12 protein-coding genes are annotated in these 19566 nt (G+C 50.2%); 10 read left to right on the top strand and 2 right to left on the bottom strand.

All coding sequences use genetic code 11. The features are described 5' to 3' along the window. The first annotated feature begins 286 nt into the window (after positions 1 to 286). Both lipM and lipA read left to right on the top strand, forming a co-directional pair. A complete protein-coding gene (lipM, locus tag IEX81_RS08570) occupies positions 287 to 1105 on the top strand; it encodes an octanoyltransferase LipM (RefSeq protein ID WP_308424072.1) in 819 nt (272 codons plus the stop codon). A 33-nt stretch (positions 1106 to 1138) separates the two neighbouring features. Next, positions 1139 to 2068 carry a lipoyl synthase gene (gene lipA, locus IEX81_RS08565; RefSeq protein WP_188802664.1) on the top strand — a complete coding sequence of 310 codons (930 nt, stop codon included), beginning with the start codon at positions 1139 to 1141 and terminating at the stop codon, positions 2066 to 2068. A 115-nt stretch (positions 2069 to 2183) separates the two neighbouring features. On the opposite strand, the gene gltC is transcribed toward lipA, so the two are convergent. Beyond that, positions 2184 to 3089 (bottom strand): glutamate biosynthesis transcriptional regulator GltC, encoded by a 906-nt coding sequence (gltC, locus tag IEX81_RS08560; RefSeq protein ID WP_188802663.1) that lies wholly within the window; start codon positions 3087 to 3089, stop codon positions 2184 to 2186. Positions 3090 to 3279: 190 nt separating this feature from the next. Between gltC and gltB the strand changes: the two genes are divergently transcribed. The 8 genes from gltB (at position 3280) to IEX81_RS08520 (ending at position 18071) form a co-directional block, all read left to right on the top strand. After that, positions 3280 to 7833, top strand: a complete 4554-nt coding sequence (gene gltB / locus IEX81_RS08555) for a glutamate synthase large subunit (RefSeq protein WP_188802662.1) — start codon at positions 3280 to 3282, stop codon at positions 7831 to 7833. A gap of 55 nt (positions 7834 to 7888) precedes the next feature. After that, a complete protein-coding gene (locus IEX81_RS08550; RefSeq protein WP_188802661.1) occupies positions 7889 to 9352 on the top strand; it encodes a glutamate synthase subunit beta in 1464 nt (487 codons plus the stop codon). A gap of 270 nt (positions 9353 to 9622) precedes the next feature. Continuing rightward, positions 9623 to 11095, top strand: a complete 1473-nt coding sequence (locus IEX81_RS08545) for a Ppx/GppA phosphatase family protein (protein WP_188802660.1) — start codon at positions 9623 to 9625, stop codon at positions 11093 to 11095. Between the two features lie 11 nt (positions 11096 to 11106). Beyond that, the gene (locus IEX81_RS08540; RefSeq protein WP_188802659.1) at positions 11107 to 13257 is read left to right on the top strand and encodes an RNA degradosome polyphosphate kinase; all 2151 of its coding nucleotides are present in this window, start codon (positions 11107 to 11109) and stop codon (positions 13255 to 13257) included. A 368-nt stretch (positions 13258 to 13625) separates the two neighbouring features. Further along, complete coding sequence (gene nrdI / locus IEX81_RS08535) at positions 13626 to 14009, top strand: class Ib ribonucleoside-diphosphate reductase assembly flavoprotein NrdI (protein ID WP_188802658.1); 384 nt, start codon at positions 13626 to 13628, stop codon at positions 14007 to 14009. Between the two features lie 16 nt (positions 14010 to 14025). Beyond that, complete coding sequence (gene nrdE / locus IEX81_RS08530) at positions 14026 to 16077, top strand: class 1b ribonucleoside-diphosphate reductase subunit alpha (RefSeq protein ID WP_229727547.1); 2052 nt, start codon at positions 14026 to 14028, stop codon at positions 16075 to 16077. Positions 16078 to 16149: 72 nt separating this feature from the next. Next, positions 16150 to 17130, top strand: a complete 981-nt coding sequence (nrdF, locus tag IEX81_RS08525) for a class 1b ribonucleoside-diphosphate reductase subunit beta (protein ID WP_188802656.1) — start codon at positions 16150 to 16152, stop codon at positions 17128 to 17130. 287 nt (positions 17131 to 17417) lie between these two features. Continuing rightward, positions 17418 to 18071, top strand: a complete 654-nt coding sequence (locus IEX81_RS08520; RefSeq protein ID WP_188802655.1) for a YpjP family protein — start codon at positions 17418 to 17420, stop codon at positions 18069 to 18071. 753 nt (positions 18072 to 18824) lie between these two features. On the opposite strand, the gene IEX81_RS08515 is transcribed toward IEX81_RS08520, so the two are convergent. Next, positions 18825 to 19478: a GDSL-type esterase/lipase family protein gene (locus IEX81_RS08515; protein ID WP_229727529.1), complete on the bottom strand. Its 654-nt coding sequence runs from the start codon at positions 19476 to 19478 to the stop codon at positions 18825 to 18827. Positions 19479 to 19566: the final 88 nt, after the last annotated feature.

Here is a 19566-nt window from a genome sequence, read left to right as displayed (position 1 = left end):
AGGTATAAACTCCGTATCCATAAAAATTCCCTATCTGATTAGTGTACCATAACAGGGCTCTTAAAGAAAAGATGCCGTCGTTTATTAAAACTTACCGTATGTAATAGAATTAGGAGTTTCTCTTCTTCAGGCTTACCTTTGTCCGCAATTCTTGATATGATAGAAGTCGAGATCGAGTCATTCAGAGAAGACGCTGAAATTGGGGAATAGAAGATTTTTTTACAGTTGGAACGGCAGTTGTGTTGCAAACGCTGTCACCATTGCAGGTACAGGGAAGTGAGTTATTATGGATAAAAAGTGGCTTTTTCTGGATTCAGGACAGCATACGCCGTCATACAATATGGCTCTTGATGAGTATCTGCTTCAGCGAGGAGCGGAAGGGAGAAAGCAGCCGGTTCTTCGCTTCTACGGATGGGATCCCCCAGGTCTTTCGATCGGCTATTTTCAGAAAACGGCGGGCCGTGTCGATCAGGACGGGATCCGCGCACACGGTTTTCGGCTGGTGCGCAGGCTGACAGGCGGTTTAGCGGTTCTGCACCATAACGAGTTGACGTACAGTGTAATTTTACCGGAGGATTACCCGGGTATGCCCGGATCCGTCGTCGGTGCGTATCGTGTTCTTTCCGCGGGATTGCTTGAAGGATTCCGGGCACTCGGCCTGACGGCTGAACTGGCCGTCCCGAAACAAAATCATGAAGCGTCTCACTCGCCTGTCTGTTTTGAGGAAGCTTCCTGGTACGAATTGGTCGTTGAAGGCCGTAAAGCTGCGGGAAGCGCCCAGACGAGACAGAAGGGCATGATTCTTCAGCATGGTTCGATACCGCTCACGGTGGACGAGGAAGAATTGTTCGACTGTTTTCAGTATGACAGCGAGCGGATTAAGGAGCGTGCAAAACGGGCTTTTGGCGGCAAGGCCGTTACGTTGGAACGCCTGGCGGGCCGCAAAGTGACACTGGATGAAGTCAAGCAGGCTTTTTATCACGGATTTGAAAAAGGACTGGGCGTGAAGCTTATACAAATGGAACTTGATAAAGATGAGGAACGTAAAGTCGTGGCGCTGGCTCAATCGAAATATGAATCAGACGAGTGGAATTATTCGCGCTGACGGCTGTTCTGGAACAAACAAGGGGGGATAGAAATGGGAAAACAGGGAGAATACTTAAGAAAACCGGACTGGCTTAAAATCAGAATCAACACAAATCAGGATTTTCGCGGAATCAAGCATCTTATGCGTGATGAAAGGCTGCATACGGTATGCGAGGAGGCGAAATGCCCGAATATTCACGAATGCTGGGCGGCGAGACGGACAGCCACGTTCATGATTCTCGGCGACATCTGCACGCGCGGCTGCCGGTTCTGCGCGGTCCGGACCGGCCGGCCGACGGAACTTGATCTGAGAGAACCTGAACGGGTGGCCGACTCGGTCAAAAAAATGCAACTGCGGCATGTGGTCGTCACCGCAGTAGCCCGTGATGATCTGGAGGATGGTGGGGCTTATGTGTTTGCAGAGACCATACGGGCTATTCGCCGCAAAGCCCCGTATTGCACGATCGAAGTGCTTCCTTCAGATATGAAGGGGGACGACGGCAGCATCCTAACGTTAATGAAAGCAAAACCTGATATTTTCGACCATAATATTGAAACAGTGCGCAGGCTGACTAAAAAAGTGCGCGCCATTGCGACCTATGACCGTTCCCTAGGCGTACTGCGACGAGTCAAGGAGCTGAGCCCGAATACACCGACCAAGTCTAGCATTATGGTCGGTCTCGGCGAAACAAAAGAGGAAATTATCCAGGTGATGGACGATCTTCTTGCCAGTCACGTCGATATTATGACGATCGGCCAGTATCTTCAACCGACCCGCAAACATCTTGATGTGGTCCGCTACTATCGGCCTGAAGAATTTGCCGAACTCAAGGAAATCGCTTTATCAAAAGGATTCAGGCACTGCGAAGCGGGTCCGCTTGTGCGGTCATCTTATCATGCGGATGAACAGGTCGGAGAAGATTCACGTATGCGCCACGACGAACTGATTGAAATGGAAAACCGTGCAAGCATGAATGAATAACGCAATAAAACCGGAAAGAGCCGTCCGTTTCCCTGTCCGGGAAAAAGACGGCTCTTTATTTACAAGGTCATAAGCATACGGAAAAAGCTGATCAGAGTCCCGATAAGAACGATGATTACTGGCCGAATCGGTAGAGCCTGTCGTAGAATTCGTCAACGAATCCGGAAAAGAGCTGTTCGGAAGGAGCAAGATCACGTTCCCGCGGTTTGATGATACCGACGGCACGCGCGACTTTCGGGGAATCCAGGGGAACGGTCACCACATCGGAGGGAAGATTGTATGCCACTGCGTTCTCCGGCATCAATGCGATGCCAAAACCCGAGGCGACAAGCCCTTTGATCGTGTCCATGTCCTCTCCCTCAAAAACAATATTCGGTTCAAAACCTGCCTGTTGGCATGCATTGCGAAAGAGCCCCTGCAGGGACAGTTTGCTGCGGAATGTGATGAACCGCTCCCCCTTCAGTTTGCTTAGCGACACCGGTTCCCGTCCTGCAAGACGATGGCTTTTCGGAAGAAGAAGCACCATTTCTTCGGTATAAAGAATGGTGCTGCCGACAATCTCGTGGTTCTTCGGCACCGGAGATGCAAACGCGAGATCAATATTTCCCTGTTCAATTAGATGAATGAGATAGGGAACCGTTCCCTGGTGCAGCTGAAAATCAATGCCCGGATGCAATCGGTGAAAATTCTGCAAAACGATCGGCAGTGTATGAACGGAAAGGCTTGTTGAAATACCCAGTCGGATCAATCCGACTTCCGGGTTCAGATGTTCCTTGATTTTCTGCTGTGCCTTTTCAAATTCAAGGAGTCCCCGTTCGGCGTGTTCCTGAAAGATTTTTCCCATTGCCGTCAGTTTGATGTTCCGCCCCTTGCGCGAAAATAAAGAGACACCCAGTTCATCTTCCAGAAGCGTTATCTGGCGGCTGATTGCAGACTGGGCCACGTGCAGAGCTTCCGCTGCCTGTGTGATATGTTCTCTTCTCGCTGCTTCGATAAAATACTCGATTTGCCGCAGTTCCATCTCTTTCCGCTCCATTCATATCAAATCGAGATGTATATGTTCTTAATTATATATTGTAAAGATTGATAAAGAAAGTGTAAAATAAAATTACCATACTTTTCGGAAAAAATAGAGAGACGGAAAAAATCTGTTTTCTGAAAAGTGGAACAGATTCGATGCGTGATTGCGAACAGAAGGAAGGATGACGTTTATGATTAAAAATGGTCAAAACAGAGATGAAACGGCCGAGGGGCTTTACCGTCCGGAATTTGAACATGATTCGTGCGGGATTGGCCTTTACGCGGATATTAAGGGCCGCGTGTCGAACGATGTTGTCAAAACAGCTCTTGAAATGCTGGCCAGGCTGGATCACCGTGCCGGCAAGGCGGCAGACGGTAAGACCGGCGACGGTGCGGGGATACTTGTACAGGTGCCGGATCAGTTTTTCCAGTCGGTTTGTAATTTTTCTCTGCCTTCTGCGGGGCACTATGGTGTCGGCATGTTTTTTCTCCCTCAGGACCGCTCCAGCAGACTGGTGGCGATCGGTAAAATCAAGGCGTGCATCGCGGCCCGAAATTTGCGTCTTTACGGCGAACGCGATGTACCGGTTGCTGAAAATGAAATCAGCCCGCTGGCGCGCAGCAAATCGCCATTCATGTATCAGATGTTTATTGGAACGGCCAATCAGGATTCGGGCCGCAAACTTGACTTAAAACTTTATTTGCTCAGAAAGGCGATTGAGGCGAAACTCAAAGATGAAATTTATGTTGCCAGCCTCTCAAGCCAGACTCTCGTTTATAAAGGAATGCTCCGGGCAAAAGAAGTGTCCGCATTCTATACAGATCTTCAGGATGAGCGTTTTGTTTCGTCTGTTGCTTTAGTGCATTCCCGCTACAGCACGAACACGTTTCCCAGCTGGGAACGTGCGCATCCCAACCGTATGATTGTCCATAACGGTGAAATTAATACCATTCGCGGAAACATGAGCTGGTTTAATGCCAAAGCGAAGCGCCTTTCCGGCGGCCGTCTGCCTCAAATTATTGACCCGGAAGGAAGCGATTCCGCTATTTTTGATAACGTTCTCGAATTCCTGACCTATCATGGTTTTTCTTTGCCTCACGCCGTGATGATGATGGTTCCGGAGCCCTGGGAAGACAATGAGGAACTGCCGGACTATCTGAAGGATTTCTATGAATTTCACAGCAGACTGATGGAGCCGTGGGACGGCCCGATGGCGCTCGGTTTCTGTAACGGGAAGCAGATCGGAGCCATTCTGGACCGGAACGGGCTTCGTCCGGCCCGCTATTATATCACGAACGATGATAAGGTCGTCTTTTCCTCGGAAGTCGGTGTTGCCGATCTGGCTGCTGAGAACATCCGGGAAAGATGCCATCTGAAACCGGGACAATTACTGTTGATTGATACGGAAAAAGGAAAAATCATTCCGAGTGATGAATTAAAAAAAGAAATTTGCCACTCCGCCGACTATCATGAGCTTTTGCAGAAAACCGTCATTGAACTTAAAGATAGCCGGATAGAGACGGGAAAAGCGCCCGATGCCGTCCGCCTCTATCAACAGAAGGTGCACGGATACACTTACGAGGATGTGGCAAAAGCTATTCAGCCGATGGCGGAGACCGGAAAGGAACCGACCGGGTCGATGGGAAACGATACCCCGCTGGCCGTGCTCTCCAATAAGCCTCAGCTGCTGTTTGATTATTTCAAGCAATGGTTTTCACAGGTTACGAATCCACCGATTGATGCCATTCGCGAGGCCTGGGTCATGTCGAAGGTGACCTGGCTGGGGCCGCAGATCAGTCTGCTTGATCCAACGAGACATGTTTCGCCGCAGATTCGCCTGAGCCATCCGATCCTTGACGGGAAAACCTTTCATGAGCTTCGGCATCAGGGACTGAAAACCGAGACGGTCGATATGCTTTTTCCTGCCGCAAAGGGGAAAAAGGGACTTGCGGAAGCCGTTAATCAGCTGGTTCTTCATGTCGACCAGCTGATTCATGACGGTGCGTTGCTGATCGTGCTCTCGGACCGGTCTATGGATGAGAAACGACTGCCGATTCCTTCGCTCCTCGCTGTAAGCGCCATTCACCATCACCTGATTGACCAGGGGACACGGACCCGTGTCAGTCTCATTGTGGATTCCGGTGAACCGCGGGACAGCCATCAGGTCGCCCTGCTGCTGGGCTACGGAGCGGACGCGATTCATCCTTATCTCGCTCTGGAAACCGTCTGCGCGCTGAAAAACGCCGGACACCTGAGTGTTTCCGAGGAGAAGGCGGAAGCAAACTATATTAAGGCGCTTGTCGGCGGCATCGTTAAGGTGATGTCCAAGGTCGGCATTTCATCTATTCAGAGCTATCGCGGTGCCCAGACATTTGAGGCACTCGGCATTTCGGATGAAGTGATCGCCAAATACTTTAAAAAGACCGTTTCACAGATTGGCGGTATCGGCCTGGAGGAAATTGCGGCCGAAACGATTGTACGGCATAACCGGGCGACGGAAGAACTCCGGCAGGGAAATATAAAGCCGCTCGATGCCGGCAGTACACTCCAGTGGCGCCAGGGCGGCGAGCAGCACAAAATTGAACCACTGATCGTTCACATGCTTCAGCAGGCAACGAGACGAAATGATTACAAGCTTTATAAAGAATACGCGGAGATGGTGGACAATGCTCCTTTCTCGACCATCCGTAGCCTGCTGACTTTCGAGCGGGACCGCAATCCGATTCCGATTGAAGAAGTTGAATCGGTGGAGAGTCTGTTCAAACGCTTTAAAACCGGGGCGATGTCCTACGGCTCAATCAGCAAGGAAGCCCATGAGGCAATGGCGGTTGCTATGAACCGGATCGGCGGCAAGAGCAACAGCGGGGAAGGCGGGGAGGATCCCGAGCGCTTCGCTCGCGACGAGAACGGCGACTGGCGCCGAAGCGCGATCAAGCAGGTGGCGTCGGCGAGATTCGGCGTCACAAGTTACTATCTCTCGGAAGCGGCCGAACTGCAAATCAAGATGGCGCAGGGTGCGAAACCCGGGGAAGGCGGGCAGCTTCCGGCCGGAAAAGTTTATCCATGGATCGCGCGTACGCGCCGCGCAACCACGGGCGTTGGTCTGATTTCGCCGCCGCCGCATCACGATATCTATTCTATTGAAGACCTTGCCCAGCTGATTTATGATCTGAAGTCGAGCAATCCGAAGGCAAGAATCAGTGTGAAGCTGGTCGCAAAAGGAGGCGTCGGCACGATCGCTGCGGGCGTCGCCAAAGGCAGAGCCGATGTCATTCTGATCAGCGGCCATGACGGGGGTACGGGTGCAGCCTCGAAAACCAGTATCAAACATGCCGGACTGCCGTGGGAGATTGGTCTCGCGGAGGCCCATCAGACGTTAATGAAAAACGGACTGCGCGATCGTGTGAGATTGGAAACGGACGGCAAGCTGATGACGGGCCGCGATGTACTGATTGCCGCCTGCCTCGGCGCCGAAGAGTTTGGATTTGCTACGGCACCGCTTGTCGTGCTGGGCTGCCTGATGATGCGCGCCTGCCATCTTGATTCCTGTCCCGTTGGCATCGCGACGCAAAATCCGGAACTTCGCAAGAATTTTTCGGGCAGTGCGGACTATATAGTTAATTTTATGACATTTATTGCCGAGGATATTCGGGAACATTTGGCTAATCTGGGGTATCGCTCACTCGATGAGGTGATCGGCGAAGCCCATCTTCTCAGGATCAAGAAAGAGGTGCACGGCCACTGGAAAGCGCGCTATCTGGACTTGTCGGATTTGCTGTACCAGGCTGAAAGCGATGTATCCAGACGGCATTTTGCCCGCGCCCAGGATCATCATATGGAGAGACGCTTTGATGAACGCAATCTGATCTCCACATGCCTGCCGACGATCGAAAACAAGCAGCCGGTTCACTTGTCATATAGGCTGAAAAACTCCGACCGGACCGTGGGGACAACTCTCGGATACGTCATTTCAAAATCGACTGGCGGAAGAGGGTTGCCGGAAGATACGATCAGTCTCTCGTTCACGGGTAGTGCGGGACAGAGCTTCGCATCCTTTATTCCAAAGGGTGTGACCATGGAGCTCACCGGAGACGCAAACGACTATGTCGGCAAAGGCCTGTCCGGAGGCAAAGTGATCATTAAGTCGGAACAAGTTGTCGGGGTATCGACCGACTCTCAGGCGATGATCGGAAATGTTGCCTTCTTTGGTGCGACAGAAGGCGAGGCCTATATCCGCGGCACAGCCGGCGGGCGGTTCTGTGTCCGGAACAGCGGAGTGAGCGCTGTTGTGGAGGGTGTCGGTGAAAATGGCTGTGAATATATGACCGGAGGAAGAGTGGTTATCCTCGGTCCGGTCGGCAGAAACTTTGCGGCGGGCATGTCGGGAGGAACCGCCTATATTCTGCCTGATGAACAGGCGGATAAGGTGATGGCACATGTGAATAAGGAATTGATTAATAGTGAACAAGTGACCGATCAGGATGAGCAGAACGAAATCTATACATTGATTAAAAATCATCTGAATTATACAGGCAGCCCGAAAGCCAAGCAGGCGCTCGTGAACTGGGACGAAACGCTTAAGCGGCTGATCAAGATCATCCCTCGCGATTATGAAGCCATGGTGGCGCAGATCGGACAGTTTGAAGCGGACGGTTTGACGGAAGAACAGGCAAAGGAACAGGCTTTTTATCTGAAAAAACAGGGTAAACTGGCTGTTTCAAAATCGATCTATCAGCCGGTATAAAATTCGGATCTGTCACGAGCCATCGGATAAATGCTGAAAGGATGAAGTTCATACAATGGGACAATTAATGGGTTTCCTAAATATAGAGAGAAAAAATCAGAAAGAACGCAGCCCTTTGGAACGGGTGAACGACTGGAATGAATACAAAGAAGCGATGACGGAAGAGGGGGCCAGGAAACAGGCGGCCCGCTGCATGGATTGCGGCACGCCCTACTGTCAGGTCGGCGTAACGCTGAATCGGGGGACGAGCGGCTGTCCGATTCACAACCTGATCCCTGAATGGAACGATCTGGTGTATCGCGGTTTGTGGAAAGAAGCATACGAACGGCTCGCGAAAACCAACAATTTTCCCGAGTTCACTTCCAAAGCCTGCCCGGCACCTTGCGAAGGCTCATGTACCGCCGGTTTTGTCAGCGATCCGGTTTCAATCAAGTCGATAGAACGGGCCATCATCGACCGCGCGTTCGACGAAGGATGGGTTGTTCCCAAACCGCCGCTGCGCCGCACGGGAAAAAAGGTCGCGGTGATCGGTTCAGGGCCTGCAGGTCTGGCGTGTGCCGATCAGCTGAATAAAATCGGCCATCAGGTGACTGTGTTCGAGCGTTCGGATCGCCCGGGCGGCCTTCTGATGTACGGTATTCCAAGCATGAAAATCGAAAAGGATGTTGTGGACCGCCGCATCCGTCTGCTTGAAGAAGAGGGTGTAACGTTTAAAACGGGCGTTGATGTCGGGAAAGACATTACGGCTGCCGAACTGAAGAAGAGCTTTGATGCCGTCGTTCTCTGCACGGGCGCGGTGAAGCACAGGGAGCTTCCGATTGAAGGCCGCGATCTGCAGGGCATCGCACCTGCGATGGATTACCTGACAGCGAGCAACCGCCACCTTCTGTACAATGAACCGCTGGAATCGGATCTTGATGCCTGCGGGAAACGCGTTATCGTTATCGGAGGAGGCGACACCGGAGAAGACTGCGTGGCAACAGCGATCCGCCAGGGATGCAAAAGCGTCGTCCAGTTCGGAAAGCACGGCCGGCTTCCGGATCGGCGTACAGAGGGCAATCCGTGGCCGGAACATCCGAATGTTTTTTCCGTTGATTATGCGTATGAAGAAGCGGAAGAACTCTTCGGCAAGGATCCGCGTGAATATTATGTGGAAACAGACAAATTTACAGGTGATGAAAATGGCCATGTAACAGGGCTTACCACGGGATCATTCAAAAAGATTGAAGACGGCAGGGCAGAACAGAAGAAGTGGGATGCAGATCTCGTTCTGATTGCGATTGGCTTTCGCGGAGCCGAAGATCGGCTTTTTGGTGATTTTGATATTGAAAAGGATCCGTCCGGGCGCGTGATTCTAGCCGATGAACGCAGCTATCAGACAAGCCGGGAAGGAATTTTCGCGGCCGGGGACGCGCGCAGAGGCGCTACACTGATTGTCTGGGCGATTGAGGAAGGCCGGAAAGCCGCGGCTTCCGTCGACCTTTATCTGGATGGTAAACATTCTCTGCTTAAAAGCTGACTTGGAAGACGTGAGAAACAGTTTTTCACGAAGATCAAACCGGGAGCAACCTGGTTTGATCTTTTTTGCATAGGTGAGATGTAAGCTCTTGTGTTCCGCTTTTTTTCTATTAAGCGTCCAAAGATGACTTTTTCAGCCCGGAATATGCTTTATAATGGAGAATAGAAGCATGACAGCTTACTTGAGTACAAAGAACAGAGAGATTCAGACAATGGGGTGAGGGCCACGGGCAAACACAGACTCTTTGCGTCCATAACAGTTGGGTTGCAAATGATTGTATTAAAAATAGCCGATATGACGAAATTGACTACTGTGGAATACGCTAAAGCTGATGTGGCGATTGGAGCCGACATTTATAACCAGCAAATGATTGCTTTTCAGACAGTAGAACAGGCGTGCCGGGCATTGGCCGGATTCGTTCGGATTATGAACGATTACGGGGTTGAAGCCTATCGGGCGGTTGCTGCGAGTTCCGTTCAGGAAGCGGCGAACGCGGAGTATGTAAAAGAACAAATCCGTCTGAAGACGGGGCTTAACCTCGAGTGGCTGGCAAACGCGGAGGAACGTTATCTGCACAATCAGGCCGTTGCCTATAAAACGAAAGAGTTCAGCAAATTGATTAAAGAAGGCACGATGCTGATCGATATCGGTTCGGGGAGTATACAGCTAACCGTTTATAATAACGGCCAGTTTATTTTTTCGAGAAATATCAAGCTTGGCCCGCTCCGAATCCGTGAAATGCTCGGTGATCTGGAAAATGAGACCGGCGATGTCGTGGATATTATGGAAGATTATATCATGAGCAAAATCACAGGATACCGGCAGTTTGCGCCGGAAGACGTTCGCTATAAACACTTTGTCCTTGTCGGGACGGATCTGCTCGCCTTTAAACGGGCATTTATGAAAACAAGCAGCGATACCATAGATCGAGAACGTTTCGATGAGCTGTACCGCCACATTCTCGATCTTCCCGTTCAAGTGCTGGCAAAAAAATACAGAGTACCTTATGATTCGGCAACCCAGCTTCTTCCTTCAGCAATGATTCTGAAGAAAATGCTTGAAATGACGGATGCAAAAAGCATTCTTCTCTCTGAGGCGGATCTTGCGGACGGAATACTGATTCATGATGAACTGGATAGTCAGAGACGGCCTATTGAGCATTCTTTTGCGGAGGACATCATAGTGTCAGCCCGGAATATTGCTGAACGTTACAAATGTGACCCGCAGCACATTGAAGTGGTTGAAAAATTTTCTTTGCATTTGTTTGACAGGCTTAAAGCGCTGCACGGCCTCGGAAAAAGAGAAAGACTGCTTCTTCAGTTGGCCGCCATTCTGCAGGATTCAGGAAGCTATATCGACATGAATGCGCACTACATCCATTCATATTACATCATTCAGTCGTCGGAAATTATCGGGATTTCGGAAAACGAAAGGGACATCGTTGCCAATATTGCGCGTTATCACAGTACGGGAACCCCGTCGAGCGATTCGGTTTCATTCAGCCGCCTCCCTTCCGGCAGCAAGCTGGTCACGGCCAAGCTTGCCGCCATTCTGCGCCTGGCGGACGCCTTAGATGACAGCCACCAGCAGAAGGTGAAAAAAATCACCGTTTCTCTGAAGCACGATCAAGTCATCATTACGGCCCAGTCAGATGATGATCTGTCGCTCGAAAGGCTGACTTTTGAAGAAAAGGCTGCCTATTTTGAAGAGGTTTTCGGGCTGAAGCCGATATTAAGAGGATGAGGTGGACGATCATGGAGAGTTTTGATAAAAACGAGTATTTCAGCAATCGTGAACTGAGCTGGATGCTCTTTAACGAGCGGGTCCTTGAAGAGGCGCGCGATAAGGATAATCCGCTGCTTGAAAGGGTCAAATTTCTGTCGATCACGGCCAGCAATCTGGATGAGTTTTTCATGGTGCGCGTTGCTTCACTGATCGACATGGTCAATGTCAATTATGAAAAACCGGATCCCGCGGGTCTGAAGCCGAGCCAGCAATTAACGAAGATCAGCGAAGCGGCGCATCAGATGACCGGCCAGCAGTATATGACGTACAATCGCATGCTGAGCCGGCTGATGAAGGAGCATGGTATTTATATTCTGGAGGTTGCCGAACTGACTTCAAAACAGCTAGATTTTATCGACCATTACTTCAGCAGGGAAGTTTATCCGGTACTGACACCGATGGCGGTCGATTCCTCGCGTCCGTTTCCTCTTATTCTGAACAAGAGCATTAATATAGCCGCACTGATTCATAAAAAAGGGAGCCGCACAGGGCAGAAAGAATTTGTCACGGTCCAGGTACCTAGCGTGCTCCCGCGGGTTGTGAAACTGCCTGATGAAGAGGGGCATTTCAGTTTCGTATTGCTTGAAAATATCATTCGCCGGCACCTTAAGGAACTGTTTGTCGGCTATGAACTTGACGAGGCTTCCTGCTACCGGGTCATGCGCGACATGGATCTTGAAGTTGACGAAGAGGAGACGGCCGATCTTCTGAAAGAGATTGAAAAACAGCTCCGTCTTCGCGAGCGAGGGAATGTGATCCACCTTGATGTGGAGGCGGGGATCAGCGAACGGCTGATCAATAAACTGATCAGCAGGCTTGGCGTCAGTTCGGAAAATGTTTACCGTGTGAACGGCCCGATCGACCTGACCTTTTTATCCAGGCTTGTGGCGGAACTGGACAGTTTTAGCGATTTGCTCTATTCGCCGCACCGTTCGTTCGTTCATTATGAATTGATGGAGCATTCCATTTTCGATACGCTACGTGAGCGGGATATTTTCCTTCATCATCCGTACGACTCGTTTGACGCGGTCATTGAACTGATCCGACAGGCTTCCGTCGATCAGAATGTGCTTGCAATCAAGATGACCCTTTATCGCGTTTCCGGTAATTCACCGATTATCCGTTATCTGGAAAAAGCGGCCGAGAACGGAAAGCAGGTCACGGTGCTCGTAGAGCTGAAGGCGAGGTTTGATGAGGAGAACAACATCAACTGGGCACAGAAACTGGAGAAGACCGGGTGCCACGTTATTTATGGCCTGGTCGGACTGAAAACCCATTGCAAAATGGCCCTTGTTGTCCGCAGGGAACAGACAGGAATCAAGCGCTATATGCACTTTGGTACCGGCAACTATAACGACATCACGGCCAGATTTTATACCGATATGGGTCTATTGACAAGCAATGAGCAGATGGGTGTGGATGCGTCCAATGTCTTTAATATGCTGTCCGGCTACTCGGAACCGCCCTATTTTCATAAGCTGGTCATGGCGCCCCTGTGGCTCCGCAGTACGATGCTTGATCTTATTCAGGCGGAGATTGAGAATGCCCGGGCCGGGAAGCCTGCGTTTATTCACGCCAAAATGAATGCTCTGTCCGACGAGGAAATGATTCAAGCGCTGTACCGTGCCTCCGCAGCCGGGGTCAGGATCAGGCTGCTCGTCCGGGGCATCTGCTGCCTGCGTACGGGCATTCCGGGAGTCAGCGATCATATTGAGGTGCACTCCATTGTCGGGCGCTATCTTGAGCACAGCAGAATCTATATTTTCGGAAATGGCGGAGAGGCCAAAGTGTTTCTTGCCAGCGCTGACCTGATGTCCCGCAATCTGAACAGACGTGTCGAACTAATGTTTCCGATCGAGGATGATGAGATCCGGGTGACAATTATTCATTTGTTCGATACGATGATGAATGATAATGTCAAGACGAGGATCATGGGCGATGACGGCTTGTACCGCAAGCCGGATCGGCGCGGTAAAGCGTCGGTGAATGCGCAGGAGCATTTTGCCGGCCTCGCCGAGCAGCGCTCGATCAGGCGCCGCAAATCCATGGAAGAGAGGCGCACGTTTACACCGATTCGGGGCAGGGAAGAGGGACCGGCTGACAGTCACGAGCCGGTCTGACAGGAAAGGCAGCGGATCTGCCGGCTGCGGAGCTGACAGACAGGCGGCGTCTGTGATGATTGCCGGACTCCGGGGCAATCCGTGCACGCCAGGCAAAAAATAAAAAGAGGCATTTCCAGCCGGTCCGGTTTGTTTTTGCCGGAGAACTAGAAATGCCTCTTATTTTCATGGGCATCCACCTGTTGAATCGCGTCGTTTGATGTCTTATGATAAACAGTGACTTTATTTCTGGCCGGGAAAAATTTCTTGTGATAAACAATATATTGTGGTAAATTAATAAACATAAACTATATATAGTATGAACTGGCTGGCATCAGGCACTATATATCAAAAAATGTTGTTTTTTTGATGAGAAAGGAGGGCCGCTGATGCTGATCCTATACGAGACCATGACCGGGAATGTCAGACGGTTTCTGGCAAAGACAGGACTTCCGCATGAACCGATCAGCAATCGTCCGACAGTTGATCAACCCTTTATACTGGTGACGAATACGATTGGGTTCGGTGACGCGCCGGAAAGTGTCAAAGCATTTCTTGCAAGAAACGGGCGTTTCCTTAAAGCCGTCGCGGCGAGCGGAAACCGAAACTGGGGTCGGAATTTTGCCCGTGCGGCTGACGTGATTTCAGCGGTTTACAATGTACCGGTGCTTTATAAGTTTGAATTAGGCGGTACAGCAGAAGACGTGATTCAATTTCGGGAAAGGGTGAGCGCATTTGCTGAACGAAGCGACCAAATCAAAATCCTACATTGAACTGAACAATGAGGTGATGACACGCGGAGAAGACGGTTTTTACCAGCTGGAGAAAGACCGGGAAGCGATTCAGGTTTACATGGACGAAGTCGAGCAGAAAATGGTCCACTTCGGCAGTGTACTCGAAAGACTGCATTATCTTGTTGACCATGCCTATTATTATGACGTATTCAATGACTACGCAGAAGGAAACATCGAACAGCTGCACGAGATGGCGGCAGCTTATCATTTCAAATTCAGCTCCTATATGGCTGCAAGTAAATTTTATCGCGATTATGCGATGAAAACCAATGACAAATCTCACTACTTGGAACATTACTTCGAACGCGTTTCCATCGTGGCGCTGTATTTGGCACACGGGGATTATGATAAAGCCGTACGGTTCATGCACGCGCTGATGGAACAGCGCTATCAGCCGGCAACGCCTACGTTTCTCAACGCGGGAAAGTCCCGCCGCGGCGAAATGGTCTCCTGTTTTCTGATTGAAGCGGACGATTCTCTGAATTCGATCAATTACATTGAAAGCACATCGCAGCAGCTGTCGAAAATCGGCGGCGGTGTGGCGCTTAACTTGTCGAAAATCCGCGGGCGCGGTGAAGCCATCAAGGGCGTTGAAGGCGTAGCAAAAGGTGTCGTTCCTGTTGCCCGGAAGCTCCAGCTTGGATTCGCCTATGCCGATCAACTGGGTCAGCGTCCCGGCGCGGGCGCCGCTTATCTGAACATTTTCCATTGGGACGCTCCTGAATTTCTGGACACAAAAAAGGAAAATGCCGACGAAGACATCCGCCTGTCGACGCTTTCCATCGGGCTGATCGTTCCCGGCAAGTTTTTCGAACTGGCGGAACAGGGCAAGCCGTTCTGTATGTTCGCACCGTACACGGTTTATAAGGCATACGGACAGCATCTCGACGATATGGACATGGACAAGATGTACGATGAACTGATCGCCAATCCGGCAGTCAAGAAAAAGAGCGCGGATGCCCGTGAATTTCTCAATCGGATTGCCCAGATGCAGATGCAGTCCGGCTACCCTTACATTTTTTACAAGGATAATGCCAATAAAAACCACCCGCTGCACCGGCTCGGCAGCATCAAAATGTCCAACCTGTGTACGGAAATTTTTCAGATGCAGGAAACATCGACGATTAATGATTATGACGTTCCCGATGAAATCCGGCGCGACGTCTCCTGTATTCTCGGATCGCTGAACATCGTCAATGTGATGGAGAGCGGCGAGATCCGCGACTCCGTTCACTGCGGCATTGAGGCATTGACGCAGGTAAGCGACATGACACAGATCGCGAACGCGCCAGGTGTCCGCCTGGCAAACATCGAGCTGCATTCGGTCGGTCTCGGCGCCATGAACCTGAACGGGTATCTGGCGAAGAATCAGCTTTCCTACGAATCGGAAGAAGCGCGGGACTTTGCGCGTACGTTCTTTTCAATGGTCAATTTTTATTCGATTGAGAAGTCGATGATGATTGCCAAAGAGCGCGGAACGGCGTTCAAGGGCTTCGAGCTGACCGATTACGCGGATGGTTCTTATTTCAAAAAATATGAGCAGGAATACTTCGGCCCGAAAACAGCAAGGGCGGCTGAATTGTTTGAAGGCATTCATATTCCGACGACCGCAGAATGGACGGAGCTTAAGAAACAGGTTGAAAAATACGGCCTGTACAATGCCTACCGTCTGGCCGTTGCACCGACGCAATCGATCAGCTATGTGCAGAACGCGACGAGCTCGGTCATGCCGGTCGTGAACATCATTGAGCGGAGAAAATACGGAAACAGCGAAACGATCTATCCCATGCCGTTCCTCTCACCGCAGACCATGTGGTACTACAAGTCGGCTTATCAGACGAGCCAGTACCGCGTGATCGACATGATCGCAGCGATTCAGCAGCACGTCGATCAAGGTATTTCGACCATTCTTTATGTCGACAGCATGACGAGCACGCGCCAGCTCGCGCGTCTCTATGTCTACGCACATAAAAAGGGACTGAAATCACTTTACTATACAAGAACGCAGCTGCTCTCTCCTGAGGAATGCACGGCCTGCTCTGTTTAATTTCTGCAACAATGCACCGGCTTCTGCAGCCGAAGATCCATTTTGAACTACCTTTTGAAGGATGGTCAGACAATGAAAGCGATCAATTGGAATAATAATAACAATCAGACAGCAAAAGTATACTGGAAACAGAATATCAATCAGTTTTGGACGGAAGAGGCGTTCAAAGTCTCCCGCGACCTCTCGGACTGGAGTTCAATGTCTCAGGATGAGCAGGACACCTATGTGGAGGTTCTGTCGGGACTGACGGGCCTCGACCGTGAGCAGGGCGACAACGGTATGCCTCTTATCGCCGTCCATCATGACAATATGCATGAACAGGCCGTATTTGCCTGGATGGGGATGATGGAGCACATTCACGCAAAGTCCTATTCGCACATTTTTTCAACTCTGATTCCATCGCAAAAAACCGACTTTTATCTGGGTGAGTGGGTGGACAGTCAACCGGAACTTCAGGAAAAATACAGGCTGATTGCCCGCTGGTACAACAAACTCTATGACAAAAGGGAAAATGTGACGCCATTCAAGCGTTACATGGCCATGACGGCTTCGGTTTTTCTCGAAAGCTTCTCTTTCTACAGCGGGTTTTTCTACCCTGTTTTCTTGTCCGGACAGGGCCGGATGATCGCGAGCGGTGAAATTATCCGCAAAATTATACAGGACGAGTCGATTCACGGCAGTTTTACAGGGATGGTTGCCCAGCGCCTGTATCGTGAAAATTTAAACGAAGAAGAAAAAAGGACAGCGGACCAGGAGCTTTATAAGCTGCTGGATCAGCTGGTCGAAGTTGAAAAAAGATATACGGAAAAAATCTATTCAAAGATCAATCTGGTTAAAGAAGTCAATGACTACGTCCTGTACAATGCCAACCGGGCGCTGCAGAATCTGGGACGCGAAGACCGGTACGCACATGATCCGGTCAGCCAGGTTGTATTGAACGGTATCGACACCGGTACGATAAATCATGATTTCTTTTCCACGAAGGGCGATTACGTGGTACCGCTCAATATCGAACCGCTTACTGATGAAGATTTCAAGTTTGACAATGTCTGAATCATGTTTTTCTCATTCGCAATCTGAAAAAATACGGTGCGTTCAGGCCGATTTTAATAAAATTCGGATAAAGGCCGGCCGTTATACTGTCTGAAAGAGAAAAAAGAAACGAATAGTCTAGTATAACAAGTCCGGCTTGAAAAAGCGGCCGATCAGACTGCCGTTGGGACGAACCCGTCGGCGTGGGAATTAGAGTGAATGACGCTCTTTCGGATAAACCGATTCATCGCAGGACCGGTACGATCGCCGCTGATGCAGATTGAACCGCGGACAGAGGAGGTCGGAACGTGATTCCTGTTTTATTGAAAAAATGTCTTGTCGTACTTGTTGCCGTACTGACTCTCGGGACTGTCGTCCCAAACCTGCCGGCCAATCATGTCGGAAAACAGCTTGATAAAGGAAGTCTCCAGAGGGAGCAAAGCAGGGTTCCGGCAATTGGGCCGTTTAAACGGGAAGAAGAAGACCGGGACGGGCTGGAGACGGGGGAAGGCTCATGGGAAAAGGCGGTCAGAAAAGACAGTTCAAAAGACCGCCTGATCGATGCTTTTTCCATCTATGCCGTAAGCGAGGCACAAGACCAGGGACTGTACAAGTTTGGCAGCCGTGTAACGGATCAAATCGGCGACCAATATGTAAAGGAAATCGCACCCGCCTTTGCTGTCGCGGTCAGGGAAGTCAGCCGCAGCCACGACAAGAACTGGGTCAGAAATCTTGCGGTCACCCATTCGCCATCTCCGGGCATGGGGGAGCGTATCCTGCATGTTTATCAAACGGATACCGGACAGGACGTACTGAAATTGCATGTGCGCAGGGACCACCCGCCGCTCGACGGCTACTGGTTTAATTTTCATTATCATACGGCTCTGGACGGATTCGAGAAACACCATGAACTGAAAAAAGTGTATTGGGGCAAGAACATGCCGCCCAGGTGGAGAGCTTGAAATACGGCCGGAATATAGACAAAAGCCTGGACGGCTTGCTGAACAAAGGCCGAAACGATTAAGATGGAGAACCGGCGTGGAGAATGAAGTCATTCCCCACGCCGGTTCTTAGCATTCCGACTCGGAGTTAAGGCGACGACAATAAAGGTGTTTAATAATGAAGCCGTGAAGCCGCATTTCCACTCTGTAAATATTATAATGAGCGGCTTATATTGAAAAAGCAGACGTGAACTGTGCAACAGTCAGATCGAATTTAGAAAGTTGAACCGAATCGAGCCAAAGTCGAACCGAAATACGAAAAAGTTGAACCGAAATAACGAAAAGTTAAACCGAAATCCGTGAAAGTTGAACCGAAAATGAGAAGTTGAGCCGAATCAGGAGAAAGTCGAACCGAAACGCGAAAAAGTCGGATCGAAATCCATGAAAGTCAAATTGAACCAAGCTGAGTCAACATGACAAAAAAAGTTCAACCATTTCACATTCTGTCAGCTCTGCCCTTCATTCCTATCGATTTAATGTCCCGTACATGCTTACTGCGCAACAACAAAATGAAACAACTTTATGGTGACTTTTAAACGACTTTATTTGTTTTTTAACATCTTTATTGTCAGTCCTCATCATGACGATAATCGGGAGACTAGAGGATGGAACTGCAATATATTTGATCAAAGGGAGCGTCAATTGACCTGAAGCGGCGGGTGTGTGGGATGAACATTTGTGCAGGTCGAAAATTCATTGAACGGAGGGATGATTTCAAATCTTTTGGAGGGCGACGGGTGCAAAGCCAAGACGGGCCGTTGTATCGGCCATAATTCGATAGCCGAGTGGGTTCGGATGGGTATGATCCCTGGCCAGAAGATGGGGTTCCCTGCCGTAAAAGGCATGGTAAATATCGGCAATCCTGACCTCGGCAAAGCGTTCCAGCGAAAGAAGTTTTTCATTGAACGTCTCAAGCCATATGTGTGATTCGGGGATATACGGCACCGGATTATAGAGATTCAATATCCGGATCATAAAGGGTTCGGGATCGCTGGAATGCAGATCAATTATCTTGGTGATGATCTGCTCAATGTTAGCAAAGCTTTCATGAAGTGCGCTTAGAATAAAGGTGTTGTCTCTCGTTTTGAGCCATACTTTTCCGGCGCGCAGCAGGTCGTTCCCGCCTCCCGTTAATGTGATGAATCTAGCGGAACCGACAGCCTGAGAGACATCGGGACGCGAGAGCGACTCCAGTATCTCCCCTGTCGTTGCACCATTCCTGGCAAAAACGAGGCGGGCGATCGGCTGCCGGAAAAATGATTCAAGGCTTTGATGAAAGCACTTGACAAAATTCGGCATGAAAATAGTCGATCCGACGCCGACAGTCAGCGAATCGCCAAGAGCTGCGTAAAGCGGATAATTATACAAAGGGATCACCTCCAAAGTACCGTGGACATGCTCCTGCCAGGCAGCAGGATGCTTCTCTAGTTTATTCATCGGAGAGCGGATCGGCGAC

This window comes from Sporolactobacillus putidus (assembly GCF_014647035.1).
Lineage (GTDB): Bacteria > Bacillota > Bacilli > Bacillales > Sporolactobacillaceae > Sporolactobacillus > Sporolactobacillus putidus.
Note: the sequence above shows the minus strand (reverse complement) of the source record. Positions and strands in the feature narration are given on the sequence as shown.

Coding starts and splice junctions, on each gene's coding strand:
- lipA (WP_188802664.1), top strand. CDS start 1,139: ATGGGAAAACAGGGAGAATACTTAAGAAAACCGGACTGGCTTAAAATC.
- gltC (WP_188802663.1), bottom strand. CDS start 3,089: ATGGAACTGCGGCAAATCGAGTATTTTATCGAAGCAGCGAGAAGAGAA.
- IEX81_RS08550 (WP_188802661.1), top strand. CDS start 7,889: ATGGGACAATTAATGGGTTTCCTAAATATAGAGAGAAAAAATCAGAAA.
- lipM (WP_308424072.1), top strand. CDS start 287: ATGGATAAAAAGTGGCTTTTTCTGGATTCAGGACAGCATACGCCGTCA.
- nrdE (WP_229727547.1), top strand. CDS start 14,026: ATGACACGCGGAGAAGACGGTTTTTACCAGCTGGAGAAAGACCGGGAA.
- nrdI (WP_188802658.1), top strand. CDS start 13,626: ATGCTGATCCTATACGAGACCATGACCGGGAATGTCAGACGGTTTCTG.
- IEX81_RS08545 (WP_188802660.1), top strand. CDS start 9,623: ATGATTGTATTAAAAATAGCCGATATGACGAAATTGACTACTGTGGAA.
- IEX81_RS08540 (WP_188802659.1), top strand. CDS start 11,107: ATGGAGAGTTTTGATAAAAACGAGTATTTCAGCAATCGTGAACTGAGC.
- nrdF (WP_188802656.1), top strand. CDS start 16,150: ATGAAAGCGATCAATTGGAATAATAATAACAATCAGACAGCAAAAGTA.
- gltB (WP_188802662.1), top strand. CDS start 3,280: ATGATTAAAAATGGTCAAAACAGAGATGAAACGGCCGAGGGGCTTTAC.